This window comes from Methylobacterium sp. P1-11, assembly GCF_008329595.1.
Taxonomy (GTDB): domain Bacteria; phylum Pseudomonadota; class Alphaproteobacteria; order Rhizobiales; family Beijerinckiaceae; genus Methylobacterium.
This window is the reverse complement of record NZ_NPKS01000030.1, coordinates 58,634-83,116: the sequence shown is the minus strand read 5'-3', so window position 1 is coordinate 83,116 and position 24,483 is coordinate 58,634. Positions and strand designations below refer to the sequence as shown.

Annotated in this window: 21 protein-coding genes; 14 read left to right on the top strand and 7 right to left on the bottom strand. The window is 70.9% G+C overall.

Annotated features, from left to right (window positions below; all coding sequences use genetic code 11):
- The coding region (locus CIW48_RS25200; RefSeq protein WP_149313198.1) for an integrase core domain-containing protein at window positions 1-148 on the top strand (148 nt) is incomplete at its 5' end.
- A gap of 138 nt (window positions 149-286) precedes the next feature.
- Complete coding sequence (locus CIW48_RS33480; RefSeq protein ID WP_173009394.1) at window positions 287-460, top strand: hypothetical protein; 174 nt, start codon at window positions 287-289, stop codon at window positions 458-460.
- Window positions 461-615: 155 nt separating this feature from the next.
- On the opposite strand, the gene CIW48_RS25195 is transcribed toward CIW48_RS33480, so the two are convergent.
- Window positions 616-1,164: an HNH endonuclease gene (locus CIW48_RS25195; protein ID WP_091782538.1), complete on the bottom strand. Its 549-nt coding sequence runs from the start codon at window positions 1,162-1,164 to the stop codon at window positions 616-618.
- Between the two features lie 507 nt (window positions 1,165-1,671).
- Here CIW48_RS25195 and CIW48_RS25190 point away from each other — a divergent pair.
- Window positions 1,672-4,341, top strand: coding sequence for a DUF3772 domain-containing protein (locus tag CIW48_RS25190; RefSeq protein ID WP_149313197.1), 2,670 nt, complete (start codon window positions 1,672-1,674; stop codon window positions 4,339-4,341).
- Here CIW48_RS25190 and CIW48_RS25185 read toward each other — a convergent pair.
- On the bottom strand, window positions 4,294-5,361 hold the full coding sequence (locus CIW48_RS25185) for a sensor domain-containing diguanylate cyclase (protein ID WP_246695415.1): 1,068 nt from the start codon (window positions 5,359-5,361) through the stop codon (window positions 4,294-4,296). The two genes, CIW48_RS25190 and CIW48_RS25185, sit on opposite strands and share 48 nt — an antisense overlap.
- Window positions 5,362-5,555: 194 nt before the next feature.
- On the opposite strand from CIW48_RS25185, the gene CIW48_RS25180 reads away from it, so the two are divergent.
- The gene (locus CIW48_RS25180; protein WP_149313203.1) at window positions 5,556-6,035 is read left to right on the top strand and encodes a CAP domain-containing protein; all 480 of its coding nucleotides are present in this window, start codon (window positions 5,556-5,558) and stop codon (window positions 6,033-6,035) included.
- A gap of 93 nt (window positions 6,036-6,128) precedes the next feature.
- Here the strand turns inward: CIW48_RS25180 and CIW48_RS25175 are convergent, their stop codons facing one another.
- Window positions 6,129-6,962: a flagellar motor protein MotB gene (locus CIW48_RS25175; protein ID WP_149313195.1), complete on the bottom strand. Its 834-nt coding sequence runs from the start codon at window positions 6,960-6,962 to the stop codon at window positions 6,129-6,131.
- A gap of 1 nt (window position 6,963) precedes the next feature.
- Window positions 6,964-7,737, bottom strand: a complete 774-nt coding sequence (locus CIW48_RS25170; RefSeq protein WP_091782523.1) for a MotA/TolQ/ExbB proton channel family protein — start codon at window positions 7,735-7,737, stop codon at window positions 6,964-6,966.
- 280 nt (window positions 7,738-8,017) lie between these two features.
- Here CIW48_RS25170 and CIW48_RS25165 point away from each other — a divergent pair, with 280 nt between their 5' ends.
- Window positions 8,018-9,793 (top strand): glucan ABC transporter ATP-binding protein/ permease, encoded by a 1,776-nt coding sequence (locus CIW48_RS25165; protein WP_149313194.1) that lies wholly within the window; start codon window positions 8,018-8,020, stop codon window positions 9,791-9,793.
- A 133-nt stretch (window positions 9,794-9,926) separates the two neighbouring features.
- On the opposite strand, the gene CIW48_RS25160 is transcribed toward CIW48_RS25165, so the two are convergent.
- On the bottom strand, window positions 9,927-10,829 hold the full coding sequence (locus tag CIW48_RS25160; RefSeq protein ID WP_149313193.1) for a YihY/virulence factor BrkB family protein: 903 nt from the start codon (window positions 10,827-10,829) through the stop codon (window positions 9,927-9,929).
- 239 nt (window positions 10,830-11,068) lie between these two features.
- Between CIW48_RS25160 and CIW48_RS25155 the strand changes: the two genes are divergently transcribed.
- From CIW48_RS25155 to CIW48_RS25135, 5 genes are all read left to right on the top strand, one after another.
- Complete coding sequence (locus CIW48_RS25155) at window positions 11,069-11,977, top strand: DMT family transporter (RefSeq protein ID WP_149313192.1); 909 nt, start codon at window positions 11,069-11,071, stop codon at window positions 11,975-11,977.
- Window positions 11,978-12,078: 101 nt separating this feature from the next.
- Entirely contained in the window at window positions 12,079-13,629 is a 1,551-nt protein-coding gene (locus CIW48_RS25150) for an FAD-dependent oxidoreductase (protein ID WP_149313191.1), read from the top strand.
- Window positions 13,630-13,833: 204 nt separating this feature from the next.
- Window positions 13,834-14,040 (top strand): hypothetical protein, encoded by a 207-nt coding sequence (locus CIW48_RS25145; RefSeq protein ID WP_091782512.1) that lies wholly within the window; start codon window positions 13,834-13,836, stop codon window positions 14,038-14,040.
- 231 nt (window positions 14,041-14,271) lie between these two features.
- On the top strand, window positions 14,272-15,954 hold the full coding sequence (locus tag CIW48_RS25140; RefSeq protein ID WP_149313190.1) for an acyl-CoA dehydrogenase family protein: 1,683 nt from the start codon (window positions 14,272-14,274) through the stop codon (window positions 15,952-15,954).
- A gap of 94 nt (window positions 15,955-16,048) precedes the next feature.
- The gene (locus tag CIW48_RS25135; RefSeq protein WP_149313189.1) at window positions 16,049-18,532 is read left to right on the top strand and encodes an EAL domain-containing protein; all 2,484 of its coding nucleotides are present in this window, start codon (window positions 16,049-16,051) and stop codon (window positions 18,530-18,532) included.
- Window positions 18,533-18,554: 22 nt separating this feature from the next.
- Here CIW48_RS25135 and CIW48_RS33475 read toward each other — a convergent pair whose 3' ends face one another.
- Both CIW48_RS33475 and CIW48_RS25130 read right to left on the bottom strand, forming a co-directional pair.
- Window positions 18,555-18,731 (bottom strand): hypothetical protein, encoded by a 177-nt coding sequence (locus tag CIW48_RS33475; protein ID WP_173009393.1) that lies wholly within the window; start codon window positions 18,729-18,731, stop codon window positions 18,555-18,557.
- Window positions 18,732-18,893: 162 nt separating this feature from the next.
- Window positions 18,894-20,159 (bottom strand): glycosyltransferase family 4 protein, encoded by a 1,266-nt coding sequence (locus tag CIW48_RS25130; protein ID WP_149313188.1) that lies wholly within the window; start codon window positions 20,157-20,159, stop codon window positions 18,894-18,896.
- Between the two features lie 123 nt (window positions 20,160-20,282).
- On the opposite strand from CIW48_RS25130, the gene CIW48_RS25125 reads away from it, so the two are divergent.
- The 4 genes from CIW48_RS25125 (at window position 20,283) to CIW48_RS25110 (ending at window position 24,463) form a co-directional block, all read left to right on the top strand.
- Window positions 20,283-21,548, top strand: coding sequence for a glycosyltransferase (locus tag CIW48_RS25125; RefSeq protein ID WP_149313187.1), 1,266 nt, complete (start codon window positions 20,283-20,285; stop codon window positions 21,546-21,548).
- Window positions 21,549-21,898: 350 nt separating this feature from the next.
- Window positions 21,899-22,255 carry a phasin gene (locus CIW48_RS25120; protein WP_149313186.1) on the top strand — a complete coding sequence of 119 codons (357 nt, stop codon included), beginning with the start codon at window positions 21,899-21,901 and terminating at the stop codon, window positions 22,253-22,255.
- A 199-nt stretch (window positions 22,256-22,454) separates the two neighbouring features.
- Window positions 22,455-23,066 (top strand): hypothetical protein, encoded by a 612-nt coding sequence (locus CIW48_RS25115; RefSeq protein WP_149313185.1) that lies wholly within the window; start codon window positions 22,455-22,457, stop codon window positions 23,064-23,066.
- 137 nt (window positions 23,067-23,203) lie between these two features.
- Window positions 23,204-24,463 (top strand): N-acetylmuramoyl-L-alanine amidase, encoded by a 1,260-nt coding sequence (locus CIW48_RS25110; protein ID WP_091782496.1) that lies wholly within the window; start codon window positions 23,204-23,206, stop codon window positions 24,461-24,463.
- Window positions 24,464-24,483 lie beyond the last annotated feature (20 nt).

Sequence of the window (24,483 nt, the reverse complement as noted above, 5' to 3'; positions counted from 1 at the left end):
TTCGTGGTTCTTGTCGCTGGCTGATGCCCGTGAGCGCATCGAGGACTGGAGGTGCCACTACAACGAAGATCGACCTCACACGGCTCTGGGCGGCTTGACGCCCCGAGCCTTCGCCAAGCAAGCTGTCACAGCCCGAGAACTTGCATAGGCCGTGGACCACAAACGGGGTCAACTCCAGGCCAACGCTGCACTAACTTTGAACTCGGACCACCACGTGGGGGCCGATCAAGCGAGCCTTACGGATCGGAGGCCGTTTGAATTCGTCGTCGGGGTGAGAGTCCCGGCCATGGTCCAGCCCCACAGCACCGGCGAGATCATCATCGTCGGCGACAGCCATCGCTTGGCCGTGGCGAGGGTGAAGAGAGCGGCAGCTGTGCCGGTCCTGTTCGAGCACGAGCACTTGCCTTTCGTGCAAGCCAGGCTGCCACGCCTTGTCGTCCTCGCGACGCATTCGGCCTGAACGACGCTGATCGATGTGACGACGAACGGCAGGGAAGACCCTCGCCGTTCGTGTGTTTCGCCCACGCACGTCGCACGCTTATGGAGTGTAACGTGACACCATTATGGGGTGTTTGACGCCCTTATCGGGTGCACGACAAGGGCCGTGATCCGGCCTCAGCTCTCCAGCTCGCTGTCCCAGTACAGGTAGTCGAGCCAGGTGTGGTGGTACTGGCGGTGGTCGAACTCGGGCTGCCGGTGGTGCAGCTCGTAGCGCGTCGGCCGGCGGGGCTCGGTCATCAGCGGCATGTCTGCCTCGTCGGGGGTGCGGTTGGCCTTGCGCAGGTTGCAGGGCGAGCAGGCCGCCACGACGTTCTCCCAGCTCGACAGGCCGCCCCGGGAGCGCGGCACCACGTGGTCGAAGGTCAAGCCGCCCGAGGGCAGCCGCAGGCCACAATACTGGCAGCTGAAACCGTCGCGCAGGTAGATGTTGTAGCGGGTGAAGGCCGGGCTGCGGGCCAGAGCCACGTAGTTCTTCAGCGCCACCACGCTCGGCACCCGCAGGGACCGGGAAGGCGAGCGCGCCTCCACGTCGTAGCTCGCCACCAGGGTGACGCGGTCGAGGAACAGGGCCGTGAAGGCGTCCTTCCACGACCAGAGGGAGAGCGGATTATACGAGAGCGGCCGATAATCCGCGTTGAGGACGAGGGTTTGGAGATCCATCATCGGCGCGACTCTTCGGACTAGCTCTGGCGCGGATAACGCGCGGGACCACGCCGCCGCCCCGCCGGCCCGTCCGAACCGGCCCAGGGCCGATGCAGGACGAGCCGGCACGCGGAGCGACGGCTTGACGGGAGAGGCGGAGGGAACAACAGGGCGGCGGGCCGGCGCGCGGGGGCGCCGGTCGATGCGGTAGCATCCGGAACGCGGCCGGGCCGGGCCGGTATCGCCACCGGCCGCGCCCTTTCGCGTAGCAACGAAAAGGCCCTGTCCATCAGGTCTTCATCTAATCCCAGCGTGACACCCTTGTGAAGCTTTTCCGGCTGAGCCCCGAGGACGCACCCACAGCAGGGTGACAGGCGCCGGATCCGGCCAGGGGTGGGCAGGGGCACGGTTTCGCCCTATTGCTCGCCCAGAGCGCCCGGCCGCCAGGAGGCCCGTCCGGTCCCCGATCGCCGCCGATTCGCCGATGCCGGACTCCGGCCGGCCGCCGCGCCCGACGAGAGGTTGCTCATGCATCGTATCCCAGCGCGGACCCGGAAGCCGAAGGGCGCCCCGCGCCCGTCCCCCGTGCTCGTCCTGCTCGCCGCGCTGGTATTCGGATCCCCGGCGGCCCTGACCCTGCCAGCCTTCGCCCAGGATCCTGCGCCCGCCGGCAAGTCCGCGGACGGCAAGCCCGTGCCGGAAGCCAAGTCCTCAGACGGGAAGGCGTCCGAGACGAAACCCTCCGACGCCAAGGCCGCCCCGCCGGCCGCCAGGGCCGAGGTCCCCGAGCAGTTCAAGAAGGTCCGGGCCAAGCTCGATGCCGCCAAGGCCGAGCTGGATGCCCGCGAGAAGCAGCTCGGGCACACGGACCTGACGGTGGCCGACCTCACCGCCATCCGCGACAGCGCCGTCACGGTCACCGACGAGATCCGCACCCTCGTCACGCGGCTCGATGCGCCGCTGGAAGCCGCGCGCGAGCGCCTGGCCCAGCTCGGCCCGAAGCCGAAGGACACCCAGGAAAGCGCCGACGTCGCCGCGGAGCGCGGCGAGCGCGAGGCCGCCGTCACCCGCATCGACGAGACCCAGCGCCTCGCCCGCGCCCTGGTGGTGCAGGGCGATCAGATCGTCGACCGGGTCTCGAATCGCCGCCGCGAATCCTTCACCCGTGACCTGCTCCAGCGCTCCCAGCCCCTGGTCGGCCCTGGTCTCTGGACCAAGGTGATGGGCGACGTACCCCGCGACACGCGCGCCCTGCAGAGCGCCGTGTCGGATATCGGGCTGTTGTTCTCCCGCAACGGCAACATCGCCAACCTGCTGTTCCTGGGGCTCGCCTTCGGCATCTCGATCGCGCTGTATTTCGGCCGGCGCAACATCGCCCCCAAGGGCGCCCGCCGGGACCCCGCCAAGGCCGATCCGTCGCGGCGCGCCGTGATGCTCGCCGCCTGGCGGGTGATCCTGCTCGGCACGGTGCCGGCCGTGGCCGGGTCCTACGCCATCTACTACGCCCTCGATTCCACCAACCTGTTGCCGTCCCGGCTCCTGCCGGTGGCCGCCGCGATCCTCGGGGGCCTCGCCTTCATCGCCTTCGTGGAGGCCCTCTGCGACGGGCTGCTCAGCCCCGAGAAGCCGGCGTGGCGGCCCGCCCCGGTGAGCGACGCCGCGGCCACGCGCCTGACCCGCCTCGCGGTCGGCATCGCCACGGTGATCACCGTAGTGAAGTCCGTGGAGGCCCTGAATTCCGGGATTTCGGCGGCCCTGCCGATCTCCATCGCCACGCGGGGCATCGGCGCCGTGGCCACCGCGCTGATCCTGGCCGTCGGCCTCCACCGGTTCGCCGACACCGAGCAGGAGGAGGAGGCCTGCTTCGGCCCCTACGTGCCGACCAAGACCACGACGGGCATCGGCGGGCCGGCGCGGCTGCTCGGCTGGGCCGCGGTGGCGCTGATCGGCCTCGGTGCGCTGGTGGGCTACGTCGCCTTCGCGGCCTTCCTGATCGACCAGCTGATCTGGGACGCGGCCGTCCTCGTGCTGCTCTACCTGCTGGTCCAGAGCGTCGACATCTTCGTCGGCCGCGCGCTCAGCGACGAGACGCGGCTCGCCACCACGCTCCAGGCCAATACCGGCCTGCGGAAGCGCTCGCTCAACCAGATCTCGGTCCTGACCACCGGCGCGACCCGGCTCGTCCTCTTCCTGGCGGCCGCGGTCCTCGTGCTGGCGCCCTGGGGGCTTGATTCCACCGACATCGTCTCGTCGGTCCGGCAGGCCTTCTTCGGCTTCAAGGTCGGCGACGTCACGATCTCGCTCTCGAGCATCGCCTTCGGGATCGGGATCTTGGTGGTCGGCGTATTCATCACCCGCGGGGTGCAGCGCTGGCTGGAGAACACCTACCTGCCGGCCACCGACCTCGACGCGGGCCTGCGCAACTCGATCACCACGGTGGCGGGCTATTGCGGCTTCCTGATCGCGCTGGCGCTCGCCTTCTCGTATCTCGGCCTGAGCCTGGAGAAGCTCACTATCGTGGCCGGCGCCCTGTCGGTCGGTATCGGTTTCGGCCTGCAGTCGATCGTCAACAACTTCGTCTCAGGCCTGCTCCTCCTGTGGGAGCGCCCGATCCGGGTCGGCGACCAGGTGGTGATCGGCGATTCCGAGGGCATCGTGAAGCGGATCTCGGTCCGCTCCACCGAGATCCAGACCTTCGACCGCTCTGCCGTGATCGTGCCGAACTCGAACCTGATCTCCGGGGTGGTCAAGAACCGGGTTCGGGGTGACCGGACCGGGCGCGTCAGCATCACGGTCAGCGTCCTGCGCAATCAGGACCCGGTGCGGGCCGCCGAGATGATCACGGCCTGCGCGCAAAGCCATTCCGACATCTTGAAGGAGCCGCCGCCCCGGGTGGTGTTCAAGAAGATCGGCGACCCGTTCCTGGAGTTCGAGCTGCTCGTCGGGATCGTGGATGTGAGCCTCGGCCAGAAGGTGGTGACCGACCTGAATTTCTCCGTGTTCGCGACACTCTCGGAGGCGGGCTTCATCCCGCCGCTGGGGCCCGGCTCCAGCATCGTCACCGTGCAGGGGCTCGATACGATGCAGAGCGCCATGGGCGAGATCGCCAGCCGCCTCATCCAGCCGGCCTCGGTGCCCGAGGGCGGCGACTCAGCCCGGCTCCAGCGCGACCGCGGCCTGCGAAGCGCGGGTGGCTAACCGGCCGCCGAGGGCGATCCGGACGACGTTCCCGCCGGCGTCCTTGGCGGCGTAGAGCGCCCCGTCCGCCCGGCCGAACAGCCGGGCGCGGCCGCCGCACGTGGGGTTCCCCACGGCGATCCCGACGGAGGCGCCGATCCGCAGCCCCTGGCCACGATACGGGATCGGCCGGCTCAAGGCGGTGACGATGCGCCGGCCGCGCTCCACCAGCGCGAACGGGTCGACGGGGCCCCGCAGGAGCACAGCGAATTCGTCGCCGCCGATGCGCGCCACGAGCGCCGCGTCCCGGCAGACGGCGGCCAGCCGTGCGGCCGAGCGCCGGAGGCACAGGTCGCCGGCCGCGTGGCCGTGGACGTCGTTGACCGGCTTGAACCCGTCGAGGTCGATCAGCAGCAGGGCGCCGAGGGGATCTGGACCGGAGCCAGCCGTCCTGGCCGCGAACTGGGCCTCGAAGCCGCGGCGGTTCGCCAGCCCGGTGAGCGGGTCGCGCTCGGCACGCCGGCTCAGCTCGGCCAGCCGGGCGATCTCCTCGGTGATGTCCTGCTTGGTTCCGAAAAGGCGGATGGGGCGCCCGTCCGCGGTCTCGACCGAAGCGCGGATCCGGATCCAGCGCGGCCGGCCTCCCGCATGGACTTCGGCATCGAGCACGAAGGCGCCGCTCCGGGTGATCGCCCGGTGCCGAAGCCTCTCCAGCAGGCGCCGCGAGGCAGGCTCGTAGAGTTCCAGGATCCGGGGCCGGTGCAGGGTCGTGCCCCGGGGGACGCCGAACAAGTCGTGGACGCTCCCAGACCAGTCGAGGGCACCGGCGCGCAGGCAGCAGGACCACAGGCCCATCCCGGCGGCCGCCAGGGCGCGCTGCTGCTGCACCAGCAGGCCGGCCTGCCGGCGGATGATCGCCTGCTGCAGGGCGAACGCGGCCGCGGCCTCGGAGGCCGCCTCGTCCGCAGCCGACGGGTCGGAGAACCCGCCCACGGATCGGTCGCGGGGCGAATCCACCAGGGCCAGGGAGCGCTCGGTCATCATCGTGTGCTGTTTTAGACCGAGGACCTTTGAGGAAGCCCTAATCGTCCGATGCATGGCGGCGTGGCAGGACCTATATGCCGCCTGGGCGGCAGGGCCGTCGCAGGGATGGGAAAGTCGTGACGAGACGCGATCGGGACGGTGGACATGCGGGGCGGGGGCTCGGCCGGATCAGGACGGGGATCAGCACCCGGATGGTCGGCCCGGCCGTGCTGGCAGCGGCACTGCTCGGCGGCTGCGCCGCCCAGGCGCCGAGCAGCACGGCGCTGCCGAGCATCTACCTGCCGCTCGCCAGCAACAGCGCGCATATCGACGTCGAGGCGGCGCGCGACATGATCTCGTCCTATCGGCGCAACCGCGGCGCGCCGCCGCTGACGGTCGATCCCGAATTGCAGCGCCTCGCCGAGGCTGAGGCGGCCGCCATGGCGCTCGCCGACCGGCCGAGCCGGGCCCAGACCGTGAAGGCTGCCGTCGAGCGGCTGGGCTACGCGAACGTCAACGCCAACCTCTCGGCGGGCTACCACACCCTCGCCGAGGCCTTCTCGGGCTGGCGCGAGAGCCCGCCTCACGACGCCACCATGCTGGCGCCCGGGGCGACCCGGATGGGAATCGCAACCGCCTTCGCGCCCGGCTCGAAGTACAAGGTGTACTGGGCGCTGCTCACGGCGAAGTAGCGGCGCTTCCGAGCCCGACGATCGCGCGGGGTGGTGATCCGCGCGCCGTCGGGGGACGCCGTCAGTGGGACCCGTCCGGCAGCCGCGGCGCGCTTACGGAAGCCCCTTCACGTTCGGCACCGGGGGGGCCTCCTTGAGCAGCGTCACCGTCACGCGCCGGTTGGCCGGCATGTAGGGGTCGTCGGGGAACATCGGCTCGGTGTCGGCCTTGCCGGCGACGGTGGCAAACCGGTCGTCCGGAACGCCGGCGCTGGCCAGGATGTCCCGGACGCTGACCGCGCGGCCGGCCGACAATTCCCAGGGGGGCGCGGCGGGACGCCGGCCGGGCCGGTCCGTGGCGGTGTAGCCCGTGACGGCGATGCGGTTCGGCATCTGGCGGAGCGCCGGGCCGAGCTTCTCCAGCAGGCTCCGGGTGCGCTCGTTGGGCCGGGTCGAGCCCTCCGGGAACATCGAGCGCCCGTCCTGATCGACGATCGACACGTCGAGGCCCTGCTCGGTCCGGGCGATCACGACGTTCTTCGAGAGCTCGGCGAAATCCGGCAGGCTCTGCAGAGCCTGCCGCAGGGAGGCGGCCGCCAGGCCGAAATTCTCCGGCTCGCCGGTGTCGGTCAGGCCGAACTCGCTGCTCTTGTTGAGCCGCGACGGGGTCGTGCGGTCGGCGGCCTGGTCGGCCGGGACGTCGCGCAGGTACTTCACGTGGTCGGCGGCCGGCAGGCCCTCGGACTCGATGATGCCGGCGAATTTCGATTCCTTGTTGACGCCGAAGGCGTCGCGCATCGACCCCGCAACCATCTGCATCTTCTTCTGGTCCTGCGTGGAATACGCCGCGACCATCACGAAGAAGCTCATCAGCAGCGCCATCAGGTCGGCGAAGGTGACGAACCAGCCGTGACCGCCATGCGCGCCGCCGCGCTTCTTCCTGGCCATGTTACGCGGCCTGCTCCATCAGCGCTTCGCGATGGTTGTGCGGCAGGTAGGCGACGAGCATCTCGCGCACGAGGGTCGGGCTCTTCTGGTCGCGGATCATCAGGATGCCGTCGATGATCAGCGAGCGCGAGACATCCTCCTCCTCGAGCTTGACGTGCAGCTTGTCGGCGAGCGGCAGGGTGATCAGGTTGGCGATCACGGCGCCGTAGAGGGTGGCGAGCAGCGCGGTCGCCATGGCGGGCCCGAGCTTCGAGGGGTCGGACATGTTGGCGAACATCGCCACCATGCCGAGGATCGTGCCGATCATGCCCCAGGCCGGGGCGCAGTCGCCGTAGGCCCGGTAGACCTTCGAGCCTTCGTCGAGATGCATCAGGAAGTTGTCGCGGTCCCGCTCCATCGTGTCGCGGATGAACTCGCGGTCGTAACCGTCGGCGATGTAGCGGGCGCCCTGCGCCAGGAAGGGGTCGGAGATCTCCATGTTCTCCAGCGCCATCGGGCCGGACTTGCGCACCACGTCGGCGATCTTGGTGATCTCCTCGATCAGCTCCTGCGGCTTCACCGAGCGCATCATGAAGGCGTAGCGCAGGCCCATGGGCAGGCCGTGCACGATCACCGAGAAGGGGAAGCGGATCATCGTGGCCGCGGTTGCGCCGCCGAAGACCACCACCACCGCGTGTTCCGACGCGTAGGCGCCGAAATGCCCACCATCGAGCATGATCAGCCCGACCACGACGCCGAGGCCCGACAGCAGGCCGAGTGCGGTTGCGAGATCCATGAGGCGGGTGCCCGATGCCGAAGCGTTAGGAAAACCGGAACCCGGGGCCGAAAACGGCCGGGCAGCCTACAGAATTAGGAAATCTTGCTGAACGAACCGTAAAGACGGCCGCTTCGACCCTGTATCGGTCTGTCATCGCCCGTTCAGGCGGGCGCTGGCATACCCGTTTCCCAAGAGGGGCTTGACCCGGATCCGGCGCGGATGTCGGTCGGCGAACCTCCTCAGAGACGGCGTGAGACCCGGGTCACACGGGCCAGGCCAGGGGTGGCGGAGCGGTACGATGGTTCGTCTGTACGGGCGGGTCCTGGGTTTCCTGAAGGCGGAGCGGCGGCTGGCCATAGGCTTGGCCGCGACCAACGTCGTCCTGGCGATCGCGGCTTTCGCCGAACCCCTGCTGATGGGCCGGATCATCGACCAGCTGACCCATCTCAAGCGCGGCGGCGACGCCATGGGCACCATGCTGCCCCTGCTCGCCGCCTGGGTGGCGTTCGGCTTCTTCACCATCGCGGCGGGCGTGTTCATCGCGCTCCACGCCGACCGGCTCGCGCACCGCAACCGCCTGTCGTCGATGGCGAGCTACTTCGAGCACGTCCTCGACCTGCCGCTCGCCTTCCACTCGGCCAACCATTCCGGCCGCGTCCTGAAGGCGATGCTGGAGGGCACGAACGGCATGGCGTGGCTGTGGCTCGGCTTCTTCCGCGACCACCTCGTCGCCCTGGTGTCGCTGGGCGTGCTCCTGCCGATGACGCTGTTCATCAACTGGCAGCTCGGTTCGATCCTGGTGGTGCTGGTGCTGGCCTTCACGGCGCTCACCACCTTCGTGATGCGCCGGACCGAGACGCTGCAGGGTCAGGTCGAGGCGTTCAACTCGGGGCTTGCCGCCCACGCGTCGGACGCGCTCGGCAACGTCGCGGTGATCCAGTCCTTCACCCGCGCCAAGGCCGAAAAGGAGGCGATGCGCGGCATCATCACCAACCTGCTCGCCGCGCAGATCCCGGTCCTGTCCTGGTGGGCGCTCGCCAACGTGGCGACCCGTGCCTCCGCCACTATCACCATGACGGCGATCTTCGTCACCGGCATCTGGCTCTATCAGGCCGGCACCACCACGGTGGGCGAGGTCGTGGCCTTCATGAGCCTTGCCACCGCCTTCGTGGCCCGACTCGATCACGTGGTCGGCTTCGTCAACGGCCTGTTCCAGCAGGCGCCGAAGATCGCCGAGTTCTTCGAGATCTACGACACCGTCCCGGCGGTGGCCGACCGGCCGCACGCCCGGCAGGTCGCGCGCTTCGAGGGTGCGGTCACCTTCGAGGATGTCGCCTTCTCGTACGATGGAAGGCGCCAGGCCCTCGACGGCGTCTCGTTCACGGCGCGGCCGGGCGAGACGATCGCGCTGGTGGGCACGACCGGCTCGGGCAAGTCGACGACGCTCGGCCTCCTGCACCGCAGCTTCGACCCGGCCTCCGGTTCGATCCGCATCGACGGGATGGACATCCGCGACGTCGGCCTCTCGAGCCTGCGCCACAACATCGGCGTGGTGTTCCAGGAGCCGATGCTGTTCGCCCGCTCGATCCGCGAGAACCTGCAGGTCGGCTGCCCCGACGCCACGGACGCCGAGATGCTCGACGCCCTGGAGCGGGCCCAGGCCAGCACCTTCATGGCGCGCCAGCCTGCCGGTCTCGACACCGTGATCGGCGAGCGCGGCCGTTCGCTCTCGGGCGGCGAGCGCCAGCGGCTCTCGATCGCCCGGGCGCTCCTGAAGAACCCGCCGATCCTGATCCTCGACGAGGCGACCTCGGCGCTGGACGCCGCAACCGAGCGCAAGCTCCAGGGCGCACTGGAGACCGTGATGGCGGGGCGGACCACCTTCGTGATCGCCCACCGCCTGGCGACGATTCGCGACGCCGATCGCATTCTCGTGTTCCACGAGGGCCGGATCGTCGAGGCCGGCACCTTCGACCAGCTGGTGGCCGAGGGCGGCCGCTTCGCCGAGCTCGCCCGGGCGCAGTTCATGGCGGCCGAGGCCGACGAGGAGGAGGGGCTGGCCCTGGCGGCGTGAGGACGCGCCGCCGCGCCCCGGTGTTGGGATCGTGCGCCCTGCCCCTCTCTCGTGGGGGATAGGGGCGGGGCGCTTCGGGGCGCTTCGGGGCGCGTCCGAGGCGTGCGGCTCCGGAGGTCCTGAAGCGCCCGCCTCAGGGCCTCGATCCCGAGGGGCTCGGTCCTGAGGCGCTCGCCCCCGTCCGTCTGCCCTCCAGCTCGGCCCGGCGCGCCAGCATCTTCGCCTGCAGGCGGCTGCGGCGGGCGGCGATCACCGTGCCGTTGATCTCGCCGCCGAACAGGAACATGGCGGCGAGCCAGTAGAGGAACACCAGGAACACCATCGCGGTGGCCAGACCCCCGTAGGTCGACGCGTAGGCGTTGGAGAACCGGTCGAGGTAGTAGCCGAAGCCGAGGCCGGCGAAGAACCACAGGACCAGCGTCACGGCGATCCCGGGCAGAACCGACAGGATCGAGCGGCGGCCCGCGGCGACGAACTTGTGGGCGATCACCAGGACGACGGCGAGCAACAGGGCCGTGACGCCGATCCGCCCGATCGCCACCGTCAGGCTCAGGGGCTCCAGCCCGGGCGCCACCAGCACGACGTTGCGCCAGATCAGCGGCCCCAGCACCACGAGCAGCGCGAAGGCCAGCATCGCGAAGGCCCCGCAGATCACGTAGCCGATCGATTCGAGACGGGTCAGCCACCAGGGCCGGCTCTCGCGCAGGCCGTAGGCCCGATTCAGCCCGACCCGGAGGCTCTCGACGCCCGAGGAGGAGAAGTACAGGGCGAACAGCGCGCCGAGTGTCAGTACGCCGCTGCGCTGCTCGGTGAGCACCCGGTGCACCTCGCCGACGATCGGCTTGGCGATCTCCCGCGGCCATGCGTCGAAGATCAGCACCCCGGCCTCGTCGGCGAGCGACTGCGTGCCGAACAAGCCGGCCAGGGCCGCCAGCAGAATCAGGAACGGGAACAGCGAGGTCAGGCTCGAGAGCGCGATGTGGCTCGCGATCGCCCAGCCGTCATGGGAGACGAAGCGCTGCGCGGCGACGCCCATGACCTGTAATCCGCTGCGGAGAGGTTTCACGGGTTTCCGACGATCCTCGATCTCACGATCCTCTGGGTGATCCTCTCGGGAGAGGCCCGCCGATGAACGGCGCCGGCACCCGCGCGTCAACGCCGCCGGCCGGATCCGGTCCCGATCGCCGCCCGGTGACGCGCCCGCGCCACGCCGGCAGCCGTGGCGGCCGCGCGCCGACCGGAAGGCGAGATCACCGTTGCGCGCCGCGCGCCGACATGCTCCGTCCGGCGGACATGCCTCCGCTCCCACGCCCGTCGACGCTCGCGTCCGGCGCCCTTCCGGCGCTGTTCATTCCGATCTGGGCCACGGGCTTCATCTCCGCCCGGGCGGTGGTGCCGCACGTCGATCCGCTCACCTTCACGGCAATCCGCTTCACGGCCGTCGCCCTGGTGCTGGCCCTGATCGCCACGGCTTCCCGGGTGCGCTGGCCGGGGGACCATGCAGGGTGGCGCGACCCGGTCATCGCGGGTTTCCTGATGCAGGGGGTCTACCTGTCGGGCGTCTTCTGGGCGGTGAGCCACGGGCTGCCGGCCGGCATCGCGGCCCTGGTCGGCAGCCTCCAGCCGCTGCTCACCGCGCTCCTGGCGCAGCCGCTGCTGGGCGAGCGGGTCAGCGGCCGGCGGGCCCTCGGGATCCTCATGGGCTTCGTCGGCACGGGCCTCGTGCTCGCCCCGAAGCTCGGCGCCACGGACCCGTCCGGGATTCCGCCGGCGGCGCTGGCCGTCAGCCTCCTGGCGGTGCTGGCGCTGACCCTCGGCACGCTCTGGCAGAAGCGCACCGGCGGCCGGGTCGATCTCCTGGCCGGCGCGACCCTCCAGTTCGTCGGCGGCATGGCCTGCGCCATCCCGCTGGCGCTCGCCTTCGGCGGCGCCGCGTTCGACCCGGCGCCGGCCCTGTGGCTCGGCCTTGGCTGGGCAATCCTGGTCAACTCGGTCGCGGGGATCCTGCTGCTGCTGGTGCTGATCCGGCGGGGGGCCGTGGCGGGCGTCGCCGCCCTGTTCTTCCTCGTGCCGCCGGTCGCGGCCGTGCTCGGCTACCTGCTGTTCGGCGAGGTGCTGACCCCGGTGCAGGGCGCCGGCATGGCGCTCGCCGCCCTCGGCGTGGCGGTGGCGAGCCGCGGCTGAGGCCGCCGCCCCTGCGACGGAAGGCGCGGAAACCCTTCGCGCCCTCGCGGTTTGGTGCGCGCGGGCCGGCTCGGCCCGGGCCGGCACCGCGCGAGGCGAGGATGAATCAGGACAAGCCCCGCGAGATCCGCCTCGCCCTCGACGCGATTCCCCTCGGCGGCAAGGCCGCGGGCAAGGTGGGCGACGACGCGGTGCTGTTCGTGCGCGACGCCGACGGCGTGCGTGCCTTTCAGGCGACGTGCCCGCATCTCGGGGCGCCGCTCGCCAAGGGCGAGATCTGCGGCGGCCGGCTCTACTGCCCCTGGCACAAGGCGGCCTTCGCGGTCGCCGACGGCTGCCTGGAGGAGCCGCCGGCGCTGGAGTCGCTCACCCGCTATCCCGTCCGGATCGAGGGCGGCGAGGCGGTGGCGACGCTGACTCCCGAACCTGCCCCGGCGCGGCAGGCGCGGACGCCCATCGCGACGGTCCTGGTCGTTGGCACCGGCGCGGCGGCCGTGGCCTGCGTTACCACGCTCCGGCGCGACGGGTTTTCGGGGACGATCACGATGGTCGGCCGGGAGGGCCATCCGCCCTACGACCGGACCAAGCTGTCCAAGCAGTTCCTGGCCAAGCCTACCCCGGCGGAGAAGACCCTGCTGGAGCCGGATTTCGCCGCCGCCCATCGGGTCGAGCGGATCGAAGCGGAGGTGACCCGGATCGATCCGGCCGCCCGCAACGTCACCCTGGCGGACGGACGGCTCCTGTCCGGCGACGCGCTGCTGATTGCCACCGGCAGCCGCGCCGTGGTGCCGGATTTCGACGGCAGGGACCTCGAAGGCGTGATGACCCTGCGCAGCCTCGACGACGCGGTGCGGCTCAGCGCCGCGGCGGAGCGAGCGAAGCGCGTGGTGGTGATCGGCGCCGGCTTCATCGGCCTGGAGGCCGCGGCCTTCCTGACCAAGCGCGGCCTGTCGGTGACGGTGCTGGCCCGGGAGGAAACCCCCTTCGCCAAGCGCTTCGGCGAGGCCGTGGGCGCGGCGCTGAAGCGCTACCACGCCGGCAACGGCGTGACCTTCGTGACGGGCGAGGTCGCGCGGATCGCCGGCACCGGATCCGTCGAGGCGGTCGAGATCGCGGACGGCGCCCGGCTGCCGGCCGACCTCGTGCTGATCGGCGCCGGCGCCGCGCCGGAGACCGGGATCGTCGCCGGGGCGGAGCCGGACGAGACCGGCGGCCTGCCGGTGGGCGCCGACCTGAAGCTCGCCGACAAGGTCTGGGTCGCGGGCGATATCGCGGCCTTCCCGGAGCGCGTCAGCGGCGTCACCGCTCGGATCGAGCATTGGCGGCTGGCGCAGCAGCACGGCACCCACGTCGCCCGGGCGATCCTGGGTGCTACCGACGCCTTCGCGGGCACGCCATTCTTCTGGAGCAACCAGGGCGACAAGCGTCTGGATTACGGCGGCTACGCGCCGGATTTCGAGCGGATCATCCTGCAGGGTGATCCGGCGGCGCTGGACTTCATCGCCTATTACGTCCGTGAGAACCGCGCGGTGGCCGCCTGCAGCATTGGCCGCAACCCGGCCTTCACGGCATTCCTGCACCTGCTGGGCGAGGGGCGCGTACCCAGCCCGGAGGCGATCGAGGCCGGCGCAGATCTTCCCGCGCTGGTGTGACGCGCTCCGTCATCGCGCATGCCGGGAAGCGACACAGGATCGTAGAACCGCATCGAGCGCGGCGCTGCGTGGGGGCGCTGCATGGGATTGCTTTGCTGCGCGCGCGAAGATGCACCGCTCAGGTCGATGGAACCAGTTCCGATGGTTCATCTTTCGGTAGACGCCGCCCGCCGTCTTGAGTGCCGGGCCTGTACGGGAGGCCCCATGAACCAGATCGTCGTCGTCGCCCTCATCTGCGCCGCCTCCGTCCAAGCCCCGGACTGCTCCCGCGAGACCGCCCTCGACGTGGTCACCGGCCCGGCCCACACGCTCCAGGAATGTCTCGTCCAGGGACCGGTGCTGGCGGCCAGCACCGGCTTCAAGGGGGAGGATGGAGCCTACGTGAAGACGCGCTGCGAGCAGAGGCGCTGAGCTGGACACGGTCTGGCGAACAGCTTTCAACAGCCCCTTGGACGGATCATCAATGTCCGGATCGATGCGCATCGCCGCACCGGTCCGGCCTTGACTTCGATCCGCTACGCACTGGCTCACGGGCCCGGCATTCAACTTGAGTTCAAGGCGAGCCAAACGAAATCTGCTTCGGCTCCGGAGCGCGGCAGGTTAAAAGATCCGATCCAAGAAGACGCCACGCGAGCAAAAATCATGTCCGCATCCCCCGCCATCCAGACCGAGCCGCAGGATGTCGTCGCCCTCGCGAGGGCCGCCGGCGAGAGCGCCAAGGCCCTCGTCGCGGAGGCCACCCGCCGGGTCCGCACGCGGATCCTCGGAACCGACGGGCGGGTCGACGCGGCCAAGCTTGAGAGCCAGCAGCACGCCGCCCACGGGCTCGCCTGGCTCGCGACCTACGCGGAGGCGGTGACCGAACTCGGCGGCTACGCCGAGCGCCTCCAGGCCGAGGGCCGGTTCGGCGAGACCGAGGCGCTCCTCGTCCGGATCGGCGCCGGCGAGTATCTCGACCAGCTCTTCTCCGGCATCCCGATGAGCCAGGGCGAGATGGTCCGCCTCACCGGGTCGCTCGGCCTCTCCGCCAAGGAGGTGGCGCAGTACCGCACCGAGGCGGTCGAGACGCTGATCGCCGAGGGCAACACGCCGGAGAACCGCGCCGCCCTGGTGGCGCAGATGCGCGACGGCAGCGGCTCGGCCACGGTCGGCGCCTCAGGCCTCGACGAGGACATGGAGGCGATCCGCTCCGAGATGCGCCGCTTCGGCAAGGCCGAGGTGGTGGATCAGGCGCATGCGTGGCACCTGAAGAACGCCTACATCCCGATGGAGATCGTGCAGAAGATGGCCGAGCTCGGCGTCTTCGGCCTGACGATCCCGGAGGAGTACGGCGGCATGGGCCTGCCGAAGACCGCCATGTGCGTGGTCTCGGAGGAGCTGTCCCGGGCCTATATCGGCGTCGGCTCGCTGGGCACCCGCTCGGAGATCGCCGCCGAGCTGATCCTGTGCGGCGGCACCGAGGAGCAGAAGCAGCGCTTCCTGCCGAAGATCGCCAGCGGCGACATCCTGCCCACCGCCGTCTTCACCGAGCCGAACACCGGCTCCGACCTCGCCAGCCTGCGCACCCGCGCGGTGAAGGAGGGCGACGTCTGGAAGATCACCGGCAACAAGACCTGGATCACCCATCCGGTCCGCGCCGACATCATGACGGTGCTGGTGCGCACCAAGCCCGAGGAGAAGGGCCACAAGGGCCTCTCCATGCTGATCGCCGAGAAGCCCCGCGGCACCGACGCCGAGCCGTTCCCGGTCCAGGGCCTGTCGGGCGGCGAGATCGAGGTGCTCGGCTACCGCGGCATGAAGGAGTACGAGCTCGCCTTCGAGGGCTTCGAGGTGCCGGGCGGCAACCTGCTGGGCGAGGTCGAGGGCAAGGGCTTCGCCCAGCTGATGCAGACCTTCGAATCGGCCCGTATCCAGACCGCGGCGCGGGCCATCGGCGTCGCCCAGTCGGCCCTCGATGTCGGCCTGCGCTACGCCGAGGAGCGGGTTCAGTTCGGCAAGCCGCTGGTCAGCTTCCCGAGGGTGGCCGACAAGCTCGCCATGATGGCGGTGGAGATCAACATTGCCCGCCAGCTCACCTACTTCTCGGCCCGCGAGAAGGATGCCGGCAAGCGCTGCGACCTGGAGGCCGGGATGGCGAAGCTGCTCGGCGCCCGCGTCGCCTGGGCAGCGGCCGACAACGCCCTCCAGATCCACGGCGGCAACGGCTTCGCGCTCGAGTATCCGGTCAGCAGGATCCTGTGCGACGCGCGCATCCTCTCGATCTTCGAGGGCGCCGCGGAGATCCAGGCCCAGGTCATCGCCCGCCGGCTGCTCGAATCCGCCTGAAAACTCGGCTAAAACTGGGGAATAGTACGTAACATGGGATTATAAGTCGGCATATGAACCCGGCTTAAACGAAGTCCCTGCTTCCTGGTGCCCGGTGAACAACTGGGGCGGCTCGGTGAGCGCGCAGCACGACGACGGACAGACGGGCAAGAACCTCCTCCGGCACTGGCAGGATTGCCGGACGCCGGGGGCGCCGATCCCGTCCTACGAGGCCGTCGTGCTCGGAAGCCTCGGCCGCCTCGCCGACCGGGCCGCCCTGGTGACCACCCGCGACGGGCGAGCCGCCCGGATTCTCTGGGCGGGCCAGGCCTTCGGTGCCTGGCTCGCGGACGGCGCCGAGGTCCCGTCGGCCGAGACCCTCCCGGTCGACGCGCTCCCGATCGAGTTGCGCGAGCCCGTCGACGAGATGGTCGCGGCCGCCCTCGATTCCGGCCAGCCCGCCTACGGCCGGTGCGATCGCCTCGCAGCCGGGGTCGTGACCTCGACCCGCCTCGTCGGCCTGCCCCTGGGCAACCGGTGGGGCGAGCCGTTCGTGCTGATCGGGTTCGACGGGGCGAGCGTCCGGACCGAGCTGGTCCAGGCGATGTTCACGGCCACCGACCAGGGCATCCTGGCCCTCAGCACGATCCGGGACGCCGCGGGCCGCCCGGTCGATTTCAAGATCGTCGCCCTCAACCGCGGCGCCGAGCGCCTCCTCGAGCGCCCCGCCGCCGCCCTGCAATGGCAGCGCGTGGGCCAGTTCTTCCCGGGGGCGATCACCGAGCGGACGATCGCGACGCTCGCCGCCATGGTCGAGCGGGGTGGGCGCTCCGCCTTCGAGCTGAGCCGCCCCCGGTCCGACGGCGGCACGCTCTACCTCAAGGTCGAGGCGGGCTGCGTCGGCGATCTCCTCTCGGTCACCATGACGGATGTCGGCGACATCAAGGCCCGGGAGGCCTCGTTCCGGCTCCTGTTCGAGAACAACCCGGTGCCGATGTGGGTCGTGGCCGATGCGCGCGACCGCTTCCTGGCGGTGAACGACGCGGCCGTCGCCCATTACGGCTACAGCCGCGAGCAGTTCCTGAGTCGGGCGCCGGCCGACCTCGCCATCGCGGCCGAGGAGGCGACGGGGCTCGGCCTGCCCTCCGCCGCCGGCTCGCTCCACCGCCGCGCCGACGGCTCGGCGATCGAGGTCTCCCTGTTCCAGCGGGCGATGCCGTTCGAGGGGCGGCAGGCCGTGCTCGAAGCTGCCATCGATATGACCGAGCGGCGCCGGGCCGAGGCCCGCATCGCCCACATGGCCCACCACGACGCCCTCACCGGGCTGCCGAACCGCGTGCTGTTCCGGGACCGCCTCGGCGAGGCGATCGCCCGCCACGCCCGGGACGGCGAGGAGGCGGTGCTGCTCTGCCTCGACCTCGACAAGTTCAAGATCGTCAACGACACGCTGGGCCACCCGGTCGGCGACGCGCTGCTGCGCGAGGCGGCCGAGCGGATCGCCGTCTGCCTGCGCAAGGACGACCTCGTGGCCCGGCTCGGCGGCGACGAGTTCGCCATCCTGGTGCGCGGGATGGATCTCCCGGCGCTGGCCGACGGGCTGATCGCCCGGGTGATCGCCGAGCTCGGCCGGCCCTTCCGCCTGGAGGGCCAGGATTGCCACATCGGCACCAGCATCGGCGTCGCCTGCCTGCCCCGGGACGGCACCGATCCCGAGACGCTGATGAAGAACGCCGACCTCGCCCTGTACCGGGCGAAGGCCGAGGGCGGCGGAACCTTCCGGTGCTTCGAGCCGGAGATGGATGCCTGGGTGCAGGCGCGGCGGCGGCGCGAAAACGAGCTGCGCGAGGCCTTCGCCCGCGGCCAGTTCTCGCTGGTCTACCAGCCGCTCATGGATGCCCGCGCCGACCGGATCCTGGCCTTCGAGGCGCTGCTGCGCTGGCACCACCCGGAGCACGGCCCGGTCTCGCCGGCCGAGTTCGTGCCGCTCGCCGAGGAGACCGGCCTGATCGTGCCGATCGGCGCCTGGGTGATGCAGACCGCCTTCGCCGAGGCGGCGGCGTGGCCGGAGACGATACGGCTCGCCGTGAACCTGTCGCCGATCCAGTTCCGCAACCGCAACCTGGTCGAGACCGTGCGCGGCGCGCTCGCCGTCACGGGGCTCGACCCGCGGCGCCTCGAGCTGGAGATCACCGAATCGGTCCTCCTCGCCGACAGCACCGCCAATCTCGCGACCCTGCACGAGTTGCGGGCCATGGGGATCCGGATCGCGATGGACGATTTCGGGACCGGCTATTCGAGCCTGAGCTACCTGCGCAGCTTCCCGTTCGACAAGATCAAGCTCGACCGCTCCTTCGTGAGCCAGGTCGGCGAGAACACCCACTGCACGGCGATCGTACGGGCGGTGGCGAGTCTGGGCGCCAGCCTCGGCATCGCCACCACCGCCGAGGGTGTCGAGACCGCCGAGCAGCTCGCAATGCTCCGCGCCGAGGGCTACGACGAGGTGCAGGGGTTCCTGTTCAGCCGCGCGGTCCCTGGGCCCGAGGCCCGCCGCCTGATCGACGGCGAGCGGGAGGCGATCCCGGGCGACCGGGCGGCCTGATCCCGCCCGGCCCGCGGGGCGCCTACTTGGTGATCTTCACCGAGACCGGGTCGCTCGACGGGAAGGTCTCCTCCAGGGCGTCGTCCAGGCGCTCGTTCAGCTTCTCCTGCTTGTTGTCGGGGTTCTTGGCGTCGCCCGGCTTGGCGCTGCCCTGCTGGAAGCCCGGCTTGTTCTCGTTCGGCTTGTGGTTCTCGGCCATGTCGCTCGCTCATCCGTGACGGAGGCACGCAAGGGTGCTGGTGGGCATCAACGCGACGGAGGGCGGGTGTTTCCGATACTTCGCGGACGGCGCGTCGATCTGGCGGGTCCGAGGGGCGGGTCGCGCCTTCCCAGGGCGGGGCGCTGACGCTCAACCGTGATATCAGGCGGTCGCGAGCGGCCGCCCGACCGGGCCGAGGGTCCGCGCGCGGGTGGCAGCCGCGCGCATGACCGTCTCGTAGACGGATTCGAGGCGGTCGAGATGGGCATCCAAGGTCAGGGGCGCGGCCCAGTAGCGGTCGTGGGCAGCCCGGCCCATCCGGGCGGCGAGGCTGTCGTCGGACAGGCGCAGCAGATGCGCGGCCAGCGCGTCAGGGTCGCCCGAGCGGAACCAGAACCCGGTCTCGCCGTCGGTCACGGCCTCGCGCCCCGCGCAGGCGTCGCTGACGATCACCGGCGCGCCGCAGGCCAGGGCCTCGTAGACGGTGAGCGGCTGACCCTCGTACCAGACGCTCGGGAAGACCAGCGCCCGGGCCTGCCGCATCAGCGCCTGCACGGCCTCGGCGTCGCGCCAGCCGAGCATCGCCGCCTCGGGGTAGCGCGCGGCGAGCTCGGCCCGCTCGGGCCCGTCGCCCACGAAGGCCGCCCGCACCCCCGCCCGCCGGGCCGCCTCGGCGAAGATCGGCGCGCCCTTCTCGGTGGAGATCCGCCCGACGAACAGGAAGTCGCCCGGCGGGCCCGCGTGCACCGGCGCCCGCGCCACCGCGATCGGGTTGTCGACGCGGTGAAACACGGTCCCGCGGGGCATCAGCGGCCGCACGACGCTCTCCTGCAGGTCGCTGATCGTGATGATGTGGGAGAACAGCTCTGGCAGCCGGGCCACGTGGGCGAGGCCGGCATGGCGGATCATCCGGGCCACCTTGCGTGGGTAGCTGCGCGCGTCGCAATTCGCCACGATGCAGGCGGCTGACATCGGGGTCCGGTGGCAGATCCGCTGCTCCGGATAGGCGTAGAAGCCGCCGGTCGGGCAGACGAGGAAGAACTCGTGCATCGTGTAGAGGCAGGGCAGCCCGGAGGTCCGGAGCGCTGGGCCGATCGACGGCGACAGCGCCTTGGCGAAGGCGTGGACGTGGACCAGCGTGTCCCGGGGATCGCAGGCGGCGAGCTCCGCCGCCAGGGCGCGGCGCGCCGGCTTGTTCCAGATCGCCTGGGCCGCGAAGGCGAGCTTGCTGCGCGCCGTGGTGACGTCGTCCTGCTCCAGGCAGACCACCCGGATGCCGGCCGGCTCCAGCCGCGGGTCCACCGGGCCGACCGCGGCGAACAGGCTGACGCGGATCCCCCGGGCTGCAAGCCCCAGGGCGGACTCGATGGCGACCTTGGCCTGGCCGCCGTTGATCGCGGCGTGGTCTGCGACGAGGACGACGTGCACGTCAGGATTTCCGCCGCTGCGATCCGAGGCCGACATCTGTATCCGGCGGCGGTTGATCGCCCGTAAACCGGTCTGCCGCATCCTCCTGGCCTGCGAGACCGATCGATCCCCGGGAGGGTCACCATGCATGTCGTGATCCTGGCCGAATTCGCGGCCGCCACCGGCGGGGCCGAGAAGGTGGCGCTAGAATCGGCCCGCGGGCTCGCCGACGCCGGCCTCGCCGTCACCTATATCCAGGCGATCCCCGGCGCCGCCGATCCGCTCCTCGACCATCCCGGCATCCGCCGGATCGACCTCGGCCTGCCCGACATCTGGTCGCTCGGCGCGGCGCGGGCTGCCGCCGCCGGGATCTGGCACGCGACTGCCGCCCGCCGGCTCGCCGCGGCCCTTGCCGGGCTCGCCCTGCGGCCGGACTGCATTCATCTGCACCAATGGACCCGGGCCCTGTCGCCGGCAATCTTTCCGGTCCTGTCGGAGGCCGGCGTGCCCCTGATCGTGACCCTGCACGACTACGCCCTGGCCTGCCCGAACGGCGTCTACTACCGCTTCGACCGGGCCGAGCCGTGCGGGCTCGCGCCCCTCTCGGCCGCCTGCATCGCGGCGCCCTGTGACCCCCGCAGCCGGGTCCACAAGCTCGTGCGGGTCGCCCGCGCCGCGGCGCTGCGGAAGGTTGTCGGCCAAGCGACCCGGCGCGATCCGCTCCACGTCGTCCATGTCTGCGACGCCAGCCGGCAACGGCTCGGGGATCTGCTCGGCGGCTACGCCCTCACGCATCACCGGGTCGACAACCCGGTCCGGCTTCCGGAGGGGCCGGCGGCCGAACCTGCCCGCGGCGACGCGATCGCCTATGTGGGGCGCCTGACCCGCGAGAAGGGCGCCGACCTCGTGGCCGATGCTGCGCGCCGTGCCGGCCTCGCCGCGCTGTTCATCGGCGCCGGCCCACTGGAGGCAGAGCTGCGCAGCCGGGACGGCGTGGAGGTGATCGGATGGCGGAGCCCTGCGGCAGTCTGGGCTACGCTCCGCGCCCGCGCTCGGGCGCTTGCCGCGCCGTCACGCTGGTACGAGACCGGGCCGCTCACCGTCTACGAGGCGCTGGCGGCCGGCATCCCGGTCGTGGCCTCCGACCGCTCTGGCGCCGCCGAGAAGGTCCGGCAGGGCCGAACCGGCTTCGTGGTCGCCCCGGAGATCGAGCCGCTGGTCGCGGCTTTCACGGCGCTCCGGGACGATGCCGTGGCCGATGGCCTCGGGCGGGAGGCCCGCAGGCTGTTCCACGCGGCGCCGATGAGCCTGGATGCCCATACGGCCGCGCTTTGCGCGCTCTACGCCGGATTGGCCGGATCCGCGTCTGGTGCGATGCAGCATCGGGAAGCGATCCTCCAACCGCAATGATCCGGCGCGCTCCGGAACGCTTGGCATACCAGGAAAATTCACGCCAGAAGCATTCACGTTCCGTTCGTGCCCTCTTGGACAGAAAGATAGCTTTTTGCAGCGTGGCCCATTGCTGGAGCTAGCAATCTTGGCCGCTCAGATGAATGGCATAGCTCGCACGCAACCTGCTATCGGTCTCAGGCCGCGAGCCGATCACTGGGTAAGGACCTCGGATCGGCATTTTATCGGGCTTCCAGGTTCGGCGCTGCTCCGGAACCTGCACTTGACTTCTTGTTGCGGTGCAACATATAGAGGCGCGTCACCGCGGACGCATCCGGCGTCCCGCTCCATGAATGATGCTGGAGACATCGATGCAGACCCCGAATTTCGAGATCCCGACCGAGATGCGCGACTTCGCCGACAAGAGCGTCGATCAGGCTCGCACCGCCGTCGGCAACCTGATGGCGAACGCCGTTAAGGCCGCCGAGCAGGTCCAGGCTTCGGGCCAGACCTTCCAGTCGACCTTCAGCGCCGCGGTCGCGAAGGGGTTTGATCACGCGCAGGCCAACGCGAACGCGACCTTCGACTTCGCCCAGAAGCTGGTGCGCACGAAGGACCTCCGTGAGGCGTTCGAGCTCCAGTCCGAGTTCGTCCGCAGCCAGTTCGCCGCGCTCCAGGCCCAGGCCAAGGATTACGGCGCTCTCGCCCAGAACGCCGCCGCCCGCTAAGGTCGGTCGACCCGTCCCCGATCCGCGATCGGGGACGCAATCCGGGGTCCGGAAGGCCGCTCAGCGCCAGCCGGATCCCACGCTCTGACGCCCGGGCGTCACGGGTCCGGCGCCGACACCGCGGGCGAGCCGGCCGCACTCGATCCTCCGGCCGCCGCTCCGTCAGGACGGGCCGACGCCGACAGGAGGAGATCGCGCGATGGGTAAGCCGCGTCGACCGAGGAGCCGCCCCACCGGGACGCCCAAGCCGTTGCAGGCCGTGCCGGCCTCGCCCGAGATCCAAGCCGGGGACGCCCCGATCACGGCGAATCAACCTGGTCCGGCGACCGACCGGCCCGTCGAAGCCGTCCAGGCGGGAGTCGAGGCGGTCGAAGCGGTCATGACCGAGGCGGCGCCTGACGCGGCGTCCGAGATCGTGGCCGGGCATACGCCCGACGCCAGGGCGGGAGTCCCATCCGAACCGGTGGCTGAGGCCGCCACCGAGACGGCCTCCGGAGTTGAGGCCGCGATTGATATCGCCCTCCCGCCAGTGCCGGCCGCGGGGCCGGGACTCGCCGCGACCGCGGCCCCGAACCGAATCTCCGTCACGCCCGACCGCCTCGACGTCGTCGGGATCGGCTCGACCATTGCCCGCTACATGCGCGGCGAGGGCGAGGCCGCCCTCGCGCACCTGCGGGCGCTCTCGGGCGCCCGCTCCCCGGCCGACGTGATTCGCCTGCAGGTCGGTGAGGTTCAGCGGGCCGCCGACGCATCTCTGACCTGCTGGGTCACGGTGGTCGGTCAGGCGAGCCGCGTCATCACGCACGCCTGAGACCGCCCCTCGGAGCGGCGCGGGACTTGTCGCATCCCGGTCACAAGGCCGGCCGGATCGAACCGGCGACGGCAACCGCTCGTTAACCAAGTCGGTTCCATGCCTTAACGGAGGGCACGGGAGACGACACCGGACCGATGCCGAACTGCGCGCGCCTGATCCGTACCGCATGGCTTCGCCTCGCCGTGGCGCTTCTGGCGGCACTGGCGGGGACGCCGCTTGCCGCACAGAACGGCGAGAAGCCCGCCGTGGCGATCGGGGCCGACCTCGCGAGCCAAGCCGGCACCACACGGCTCATCCTGACGCTGTCCCGTGCGGTGGAGGCCCGTGGTTTCGTGATGGAGCGGCCCGACCGGGCGGTGATCGACCTGCCCGAGGTCAACTTCCAGCTCGAATCGGGCACCGGCAGTCGTCGCGACGGCCTCGTGCAATCCTTCCGCTACGGCCTGTTCGCGCCCGGGCGCTCCCGCATCGTGATCGACCTCGCCGCTCCCGCCACCGTCGGCAAGATCGAGACGGCAACGCGGCCCCGCGACGGCGCGGTACTGCTCACGATCCCGCTGCAGCGCGCCGACCGAGACGCCTTCCGCAAGGCGGCGGCCGCCGCCGACCCTGCCCCCGCCCAGGCCCGCAGCGTTCCGCCGGAGCCCGCCGACCAGCGCCCGCTGATCATGGTCGATGCCGGCCATGGCGGCACCGATCCCGGTGCCATTGCGGTCGGCGGGGTGTTCGAGAAGGACATCGTGTTCGGCTTCGCCCAGGCACTGGTGGACAAGCTGCAGGCCGGTGGCCGCTACCGGGTCCGGATGACCCGCGACCGCGACGTGTTCGTGCCGCTCGCCGAGCGCGTCCGCCTCGCCCGCGAGGCCAGGGCCGACCTGTTCGTGTCGATCCACGCGGATTCGATCTCGGCGGCGCCCCAGGTGCGCGGGGCCACGATCTACACCAATGCCGAGAAGGCCACCGACGTCGAATCCGCCAAGCTTGCCGAGCGCGAGAACCGAGCCGACGCCGCCGCGGGCGTGGATTCCGCCGAGGCGCCGCCGGACATCGCCGACATCCTGCAGGAGCTGACCCTGCGCGAGACCCGCGGCTTCTCCTCGGGCTTCGCCCGCACGCTGATGGGCCAGCTCGGCCCGGTGATGGAGATGAGCGCCAAGCCCCACCGCGAGGCGCGCTTCGTGGTGCTGCGCTCCCCCGACGTGCCGAGCGTGCTGGTGGAACTCGGCTATCTCTCCAGCAAGCGCGACCTGGAGATGCTGCAATCGCCGGAGTGGCGAGCCGGTGTCACCGGCTCCATGGCCAAGGCGATCGACCTGTTCTTCACCAACCGCGCCACGCTCGGCCGCCCGGCCGGGACACGCCGCTCGGCAGCCGCCGCCCCAGTTTCACCATAGATAGAGTGTCGATACGGGAC

What these genes read in the sequence shown, in the direction of transcription:
- CIW48_RS33475 (WP_173009393.1), bottom strand. Translation starts at nt 18,731, where the DNA reads ATGGCCGAGAACCACAAGCCGAACGAGAACAAGCCGGGCTTCCAGCAG.
- CIW48_RS25120 (WP_149313186.1), top strand. Translation starts at nt 21,899, where the DNA reads ATGCAGACCCCGAATTTCGAGATCCCGACCGAGATGCGCGACTTCGCC.
- CIW48_RS25155 (WP_149313192.1), top strand. Translation starts at nt 11,069, where the DNA reads ATGCTCCGTCCGGCGGACATGCCTCCGCTCCCACGCCCGTCGACGCTC.
- CIW48_RS25115 (WP_149313185.1), top strand. Translation starts at nt 22,455, where the DNA reads ATGGGTAAGCCGCGTCGACCGAGGAGCCGCCCCACCGGGACGCCCAAG.
- CIW48_RS25170 (WP_091782523.1), bottom strand. Translation starts at nt 7,737, where the DNA reads ATGGATCTCGCAACCGCACTCGGCCTGCTGTCGGGCCTCGGCGTCGTG.
- CIW48_RS25190 (WP_149313197.1), top strand. Translation starts at nt 1,672, where the DNA reads ATGCATCGTATCCCAGCGCGGACCCGGAAGCCGAAGGGCGCCCCGCGC.
- CIW48_RS25185 (WP_246695415.1), bottom strand. Translation starts at nt 5,361, where the DNA reads ATGACCGAGCGCTCCCTGGCCCTGGTGGATTCGCCCCGCGACCGATCC.
- CIW48_RS25150 (WP_149313191.1), top strand. Translation starts at nt 12,079, where the DNA reads ATGAATCAGGACAAGCCCCGCGAGATCCGCCTCGCCCTCGACGCGATT.
- CIW48_RS25110 (WP_091782496.1), top strand. Translation starts at nt 23,204, where the DNA reads ATGCCGAACTGCGCGCGCCTGATCCGTACCGCATGGCTTCGCCTCGCC.
- CIW48_RS25180 (WP_149313203.1), top strand. Translation starts at nt 5,556, where the DNA reads ATGGTCGGCCCGGCCGTGCTGGCAGCGGCACTGCTCGGCGGCTGCGCC.
- CIW48_RS25195 (WP_091782538.1), bottom strand. Translation starts at nt 1,164, where the DNA reads ATGATGGATCTCCAAACCCTCGTCCTCAACGCGGATTATCGGCCGCTC.
- CIW48_RS25125 (WP_149313187.1), top strand. Translation starts at nt 20,283, where the DNA reads ATGCATGTCGTGATCCTGGCCGAATTCGCGGCCGCCACCGGCGGGGCC.
- CIW48_RS25175 (WP_149313195.1), bottom strand. Translation starts at nt 6,962, where the DNA reads ATGGCCAGGAAGAAGCGCGGCGGCGCGCATGGCGGTCACGGCTGGTTC.
- CIW48_RS33480 (WP_173009394.1), top strand. Translation starts at nt 287, where the DNA reads ATGGTCCAGCCCCACAGCACCGGCGAGATCATCATCGTCGGCGACAGC.
- CIW48_RS25140 (WP_149313190.1), top strand. Translation starts at nt 14,272, where the DNA reads ATGTCCGCATCCCCCGCCATCCAGACCGAGCCGCAGGATGTCGTCGCC.
- CIW48_RS25160 (WP_149313193.1), bottom strand. Translation starts at nt 10,829, where the DNA reads ATGGGCGTCGCCGCGCAGCGCTTCGTCTCCCATGACGGCTGGGCGATC.
- CIW48_RS25145 (WP_091782512.1), top strand. Translation starts at nt 13,834, where the DNA reads ATGAACCAGATCGTCGTCGTCGCCCTCATCTGCGCCGCCTCCGTCCAA.
- CIW48_RS25165 (WP_149313194.1), top strand. Translation starts at nt 8,018, where the DNA reads ATGGTTCGTCTGTACGGGCGGGTCCTGGGTTTCCTGAAGGCGGAGCGG.